Genomic DNA, 6,430 nt, shown 5'->3' with positions numbered 1-6,430 from the left:
GATTGGTCCCGTTTGGCGCGTCAGTGTTTTTTGGTTGCTCGACCTATTTTGTTGCTGTGTTTTTGCTCCATGGCTACGGCGACGAATTTTTGGCAGTCCTCGTTGGTGTTGCGGGTTCTGTGGTTATGGCATTTTTGCTCGGCCTGTTAATTCTCCGCCGGCGGGGGTTATATTTTTCTCTGCTGACTCTCGCGGCATCGCAGATTGCATTTGAGGTCGCCTATAAGTGGACGAACGTAACTGGCGGCGAAAATGGATTGCAGGATGTTCCATTGAGCATTCTGAATACGCCGATGCGCTTACATATCTTTGTGCTGGCATCTACGGTCGTTGTTATGGCGGGCTTATGGCGCTTGGCGCATGCACCGTTTGGCCGTGCACTACAGGGGGTGCGTGATAATGAACAACGCATGAATTGTCTGGGCTATAACACCGCGATGTTAAAGCTCGTTGCATTCTGTCTCTGTGGTGGCGTTGTGGGTCTGGCGGGTGGTCTGCTCTCTTTGCTGCTGCGCGGCGCTTATGCGGACAACCTTGGCTGGGAGCACGCTGGCGATGCGTTGTTGATGACGGTTCTTGGCGGCGTTCACCAGTTTCTTGGGCCGCTCTGGGGAGCGATTGCCTTCATTACCCTGCAGGACCAGTTGAGTGCCATTACCTCGAATTGGTGGCTGATCTTTGCGCCAATTATTATAATTTTAGCGTTGGCCTCACCGGAGGGCATTCATGGTTTAGTGCAACGGTTAATGAAACGCTCGCGTTGGACGCTGGTGCGTGATGGTATTCCGATGCGCCCGGACATTATCGCCGCTTACCGTCCAAACGATGTTGCACTGGACCGCAACCAGGCGATTTTGACAGTACGTGGCCTAACCAACAGGTTTGGTTCACTTTATACGGCACGTAATATCGATCTTGATATCATGCCCTGTCAGTTGCACAGCTTTATCGGGCCAAACGGAGCAGGTAAGACGACTTTTTTTAATATCCTTACGGGGATGCTGCGCCCGACCGAAGGGAAAGTTACATTTCTTGGCAGCGATATTACAAGAATGCCGATTTACTCCAGGGTACGCTTGGGGATGAGCCGTTCGTTCCAGATTGTGAGCGTTTTTCCTAACCTAACGGCTTTCGAGAACGTTCGCCTTGCCGTGCAAGCGCGGGTACGCCATCAGCACAGTTTTTTCTGGCGCAATGCCTATACGGATGCCACGATCAATGCCCGGACCTGGACGTTGCTCGCGGCGGTTGGACTGGAAGATCGCGGGGCAGAAACCTGTATGAACCTGTCGCATGGTGAACAAAGACTTTTGGAGATCTCTATCTCGCTGGCCACGGATGCGAAACTGTTACTGCTCGATGAGCCTTTGGCTGGCTTGGCGGAGGCTGATCGCAAGATTGTAGGTGCCTTGATTCGCCGCCTGGCCGATGCCCATGCCGTGATGCTGATTGAACATGATATGGACCGCGTTTTGAGTCTATCTGATCGCATCACGGTATTGCACCAGGGAGCTTTGATTGCTGACGGTAAGCCGTCAGAGGTGGCTAATAATCCGGCTGTTATCTCAGCGTATCTTGGTGAGCCAAAGGAAGCGCAAGAGGTGCAGACGATCGCTAAAGGTGACGTTGGCAAGCCGGTTCTTGAGGTTAGAGGGCTATGTGCCGGTTATGCGGGGAGTTCAATCCTGCATAACCTGAATTTCACCATTCACGAGGGGGAAGCCGTCGCAATCCTCGGCCGCAACGGTGTTGGGAAAAGCACTACGCTGAATAGTCTGATGGGAACTGTCGATATTTCAGCCGGCGAAATTTTTCTGGATGGAAAAAACATAGCAGGTGCAAAGACATTTGAGATAAATCGTCTCGGTCTTTCGTTGGTTCCTGAGGGACGTCGGCTATTTCCAAACCTCACGGTTTTGGAAAATCTCCGTATCGCGGCTCGCCCTGGCGGCGCGACGTTGGATGAGATTTACGAACTGTTTCCAAAGCTTAAAATTCTACTTAAGTCGCGCGCCTCTGCGCTCTCCGGAGGTGAGCGGCAGATGGTGGCCGTCGCACGAGCACTTATGGCTCCCAGTCGTGTAATCCTCTTGGACGAGCCTTTTGAGGGATTGGCACCAGCCATCGTTAAAGAGGTCATGGCGGCCATCGTGCGGCTGCGACGTAAGGTAAGCTTGGTGATTGTCGAACATCATGCAGAGTCGGTGCTCTCCATTGCGGATCGTGCGATTGTGTTGGTTAATGGTGAGGTAGCTTTCGAGGGTACTGCGGCTGCGCTTGCAGCAGACGAGCCTCTTCAGGCTAAACTCCTCGGGGTTGGGGCAGGGTAATGCGCCCTGCCATCCCTGAAAAATTTTCGATCTAGGTCGTTGTTACAATGAGGTCTCAAGATAGCACTGTTAATTGGGCCTGATTATTTTTAGAATAGTTGATTTTAGTATTTTTGACGGTTCGCAGTCGCGAATGGAGGGTTGAATGTCGCTTGGTGGGTCTCTTCCTCGTTATGAACTCTATATCAACGGGGCTGCGGTGCCGCCGGCATCGGGTGAGTACTTTCCGACCCAAAACCCGTATAGTGGGGAGACCTGGGCGCTGGTAGCGCGTGGAGGTGAGGGCGATGTTAATGTTGCTGTTGCAGCAGCACATCTGGCTTTTACTCAGGGGCCTTGGGCAGAGATGACAGCGACCGAGCGTGGGCGCCTGTTACGCAAGCTGGCGGATTTGATTCCAGCTAAGGCCAGGCACTTAGCTGAGATTGAGCGCAGAGATAATGGAAAACTTTCAGCCGAGGTGATCACTCAGGTTAATTACCTATCTGACTATTTTCATTATTATGCTGGTCTTGCCGATAAGGTTCATGGTGATGTGATTCCTACGGACAAGAAAGACGTCTTGGCCTTCACGAAATACGAAGCCAAGGGCGTTGTCGCCATCATCACGCCGTGGAATTCACCGTTAACCCTCACGAGTTGGAAGCTGGCGCCGGCCTTGGCGGCGGGATGTACAGTTGTCATTAAGCCATCTGAATTTACGTCTGCGTCGATGATTGAGTTTGCAAAATTGTTTGATGAGGCTGGCTTCCCACCAGGTGTCATTAATGTTGTAACCGGCTTTGGCGCGGAGGTGGGAGCGCCGCTTGTGGCTCATCCCAATGTGGCCCATATTGGCTTCACGGGTGGAGAAGTTGCCGGACAGAAAATTTATGAGGCCGCGGCGCGTGGCCTTAAAACAGTGACCCTCGAACTGGGGGGAAAGTCACCCAACATTGTTTTTGATGATGCCGATCTGGACAAGGCTGTAAAAGGCGTGGTCTCAGGTATTTTCGCGGCATCGGGGCAAACCTGCCAGGCTAGTTCACGGCTTTTGGTTCAGGAAAATATTCATGATATGTTTGTACAACGCCTGATTGATTTTGTGGGTACCGCAAAACTGGGAGATCCTGCGCTGCAGGATACTCAGATCGGCCCAATAGCGACCAGGCCGCAGTTCGAAAAAATTATGTCTTATATTGAAATTGCAAAGGCAGAAGGCGCAAAATGTATTCTTGGCGGTACATCGCGGCCGGATTTAGGTGCTGGGCAGTTCGTTTCGCCAACTATCTTTGTTGGTGTCAACAATAAGATGAGAATTGCGCAGGAAGAGGTTTTTGGGCCGGTATTGTCTGTAATTCCGTTCAAGGATGAAGCCGACGCGATAGCTATTGCGAATGATGTTAATTTTGGTCTCGTTGCAGCTGTTTGGACGCAGAGTTTGAAACGCGCATTGCTTATCGCAGAAAAAGTTAAGGCAGGTACGATCTGGGTAAATAATTATCGCGCCACCAGCTTCACCTCTCCTTTCGGGGGCTTTAAGCGCTCCGGTATTGGACGTGAATCTGGCGTCGATGCGATCAAGGAATATCTGGAGACAAAATGTGTCTGGGTATCGTCGGATCTTGACGTTCCGAACCCCTTTGTTCGCCGTTAATTAAACCTGCGTTGTGACATATTGAAAAATACGAGTAATTGTAAGGAGTATGAAGAAATGTCCGAAGTAGAAACCAAGAAAGCAATCACGGAAGTACAGCAGAAAGAGCTTGATGATGCATTTGAGCGTGCCAGAAAAGCGCTGGCAATTCTGGAGGGCTATAGTCAAGAGAAGGTTGATCGGCTTTGTCAAGCAGTAGCTTGGGCAGTTGCAAATAAGCAGACGTTCACGCGATTGGTGGATGAAGGGATCGCAGAGAGTGGTCTCGGTGATTCTGTAAGCCGTATGGGAAAGCGTATGAAAATTCGCGGTGTACTCCGCGACGCTTTGCGCCAAAGAAGTGTTGGGATTATCGAGGAATTGCCGGAGAAGGGTATTGTCAAATATGGCAAGCCGGTTGGCGTTATCGCGTGTATCGTACCCACAACGAATCCAGATCTTACACCTGCAGGAAATGCGATCTATGCGATTAAGGCACGTGATGCAGTTATTTTCTCGCCGCACCCGCGCTCAAAGAAGACATCTTTTGAAACCGTTCGTTTAATGCGTGAGGCGCTTGAACGCGAGGGGGCGCCGGCAGATATCTTACAGTGCCTGACCAAGGTGAATATTCCGATGTCTCAGGCGCTGATGGCGCGCGCTGATCTGATTATCGCCACGGGTGGCCAGCCAATGGTTCGCGCTGCGTATAGCTCGGGAACGCCTGCCTATGGCGTTGGCTCCGGCAATTCCACCATGATAATTGACGAGACGGCAGATATTGCAGAGGCCGCGCTCAATACGCGTCTCTCAAAAACCTCCGATTTTGGCTCCGGTTGCTCGGCTGATGGTAATTTGATCATTGAGGCTTCCGTCTTTGATAAGATGCTGGCGCAGCTCCAAGTTGAAGGCGGCTATCTCGCCACCGATGAGGAAAAGGCGGCGTTGCGTCGCGCAATGTGGGACGATGAGAATCACCGTACCGTCAACACGGTTGCCATTGCTCCGCAGCAATTGGCAGCAGCGGCTGGTTTTTCAATTCCAGAGGACAAGAAATTCATTATTGTTCTTGGCGATGGAATTGGAAAACAGCACTTGTTCTCAGGTGAAAAGCTGACAACCTTGCTCGCGGTGTATAAATACGACGGGTTCGACCAGGCGTTGGATATGATGCGCGCGGTGTATGAAGTGGGTGGAAAAGGACATTCATGCGGTATTTATTCCTTTGATGCGGATCATATTCATAGATTGGCCGTGGCGGCGCCGGTTAGCCGGATCATGGTGCGCCAGCCGCAATCCAAGGCGAATGCGGGTGCATTCAATAACGGTATGCCGATGACTTCGAGCTTGGGCTGCGGTACTTGGGGCGGCAATATCATTTCCGAGAACGTGCATCTGAAGCATTACATGAATACCACCTGGGTCTCCGTGCCGATCAAGGAGGATAAGCCTTCCGATGCGGAGCTATTCGGAGACTTTTACGATCCTGCGCTCGAAGCCTGAGAGAGTAGAGCATCATGACCAAAAGCGAAGAACTGGTGCAGAGCGCGTCCGACTGGTGGTCGACGGGCATCATCGATATTCATCCAGGCAAGATCGCCATTAGAGGCTATCCAATTCAGGAGTTGATCGGAAAGGTTCGATTCCCGGAGATGATATGGCTCATGCTGCGGGGCGATTTACCGACGCGGGCGCAAAGCGATCTTTTGGAAGCAGCGCTTGTGCCGGGTGTGGACCACGGCCCCCATGCGCCCTCGATCGCAATTGCACGAATGAGTGTAACATGCGGACTGCAGGTCAATGGCGCGATGGCCTCCGCCATCAACGTCCTTGATGACATACACGGCGGCGCTGGTCAGCAGTGCATGGAACTCTACCGTGAGATTGATAAACAAGCAGGCGAGGCGGGTGAATTGGTTGAGGCCGCGGGTATTGTGATTCGCCGCCATCAGGACGCCGGCGAGAAGATCGTTCCCGGGTTTGGCCACCGCTTTCACCCGGTGGATCCGCGAACTGCACCGCTGTTCAAGTTGGTTGCCAAGGCGGTGGCGTCTGGCGTGGTTTCAGGTCGTTACGCCGCAATCGGCCAGGCTGTGGAGACGGCGCTTGGTGCAATAAAAAATCGTCATATTCCGATGAATATCGACGGCATAACAGCGGTTATTTTCTCAGAGCTTGGCTTTGAGCCTGAACTCGGACGGGGAATATTTATTCTTTCCCGGTCTGTGGGTATATTGGCGCACGCCTGGGAGCAGAAGCAGCAGGGCGGGCGCATCAAAGGGCCGATGCCTAAGGAAATCCCGTACACTTATACGGGGCACGCACAACGCGCCGTGCCTGAACGTGACGGCGCTGCGGATAGCTGAAACGTTGTTTCGGCAAATGCATTGGGCATTTCTGGTCCATTGATCAGAGATGACAGCCATGCGGTGAACGGGCTGGCCAGAAATTCTGCCGCGGCGATCGCTTTCGGGGTGTTCTGGTT

General features: G+C 52.3%; 4 protein-coding genes. All 4 read left to right on the top strand.

Features of this window, described 5'->3' with window-relative positions; translation table 11 throughout:
• Positions 1-2,330 (top strand): branched-chain amino acid ABC transporter ATP-binding protein/permease (locus HKL97_RS03945; RefSeq protein ID WP_291422800.1); only part of this gene is annotated, 2,330 nt, incomplete at its 5' end.
• Positions 2,331-2,475: 145 nt separating this feature from the next.
• The gene (locus HKL97_RS03940) at positions 2,476-3,966 is read left to right on the top strand and encodes an aldehyde dehydrogenase (protein WP_291422799.1); all 1,491 of its coding nucleotides are present in this window, start codon (positions 2,476-2,478) and stop codon (positions 3,964-3,966) included.
• Between the two features lie 57 nt (positions 3,967-4,023).
• Positions 4,024-5,448, top strand: a complete 1,425-nt coding sequence (locus tag HKL97_RS03935; RefSeq protein ID WP_291422798.1) for an aldehyde dehydrogenase family protein — start codon at positions 4,024-4,026, stop codon at positions 5,446-5,448.
• A 14-nt stretch (positions 5,449-5,462) separates the two neighbouring features.
• Complete coding sequence (locus HKL97_RS03930) at positions 5,463-6,311, top strand: citryl-CoA lyase (protein WP_291422797.1); 849 nt, start codon at positions 5,463-5,465, stop codon at positions 6,309-6,311.
• The last annotated feature ends 119 nt before the right edge of the window (positions 6,312-6,430 follow it).

The organism is Acidocella sp., from assembly GCF_013044125.1.
In the GTDB taxonomy this organism is placed as follows: domain Bacteria; phylum Pseudomonadota; class Alphaproteobacteria; order Acetobacterales; family Acetobacteraceae; genus Acidocella.
This window is presented reverse-complemented; position numbering and strand designations above follow the sequence as displayed.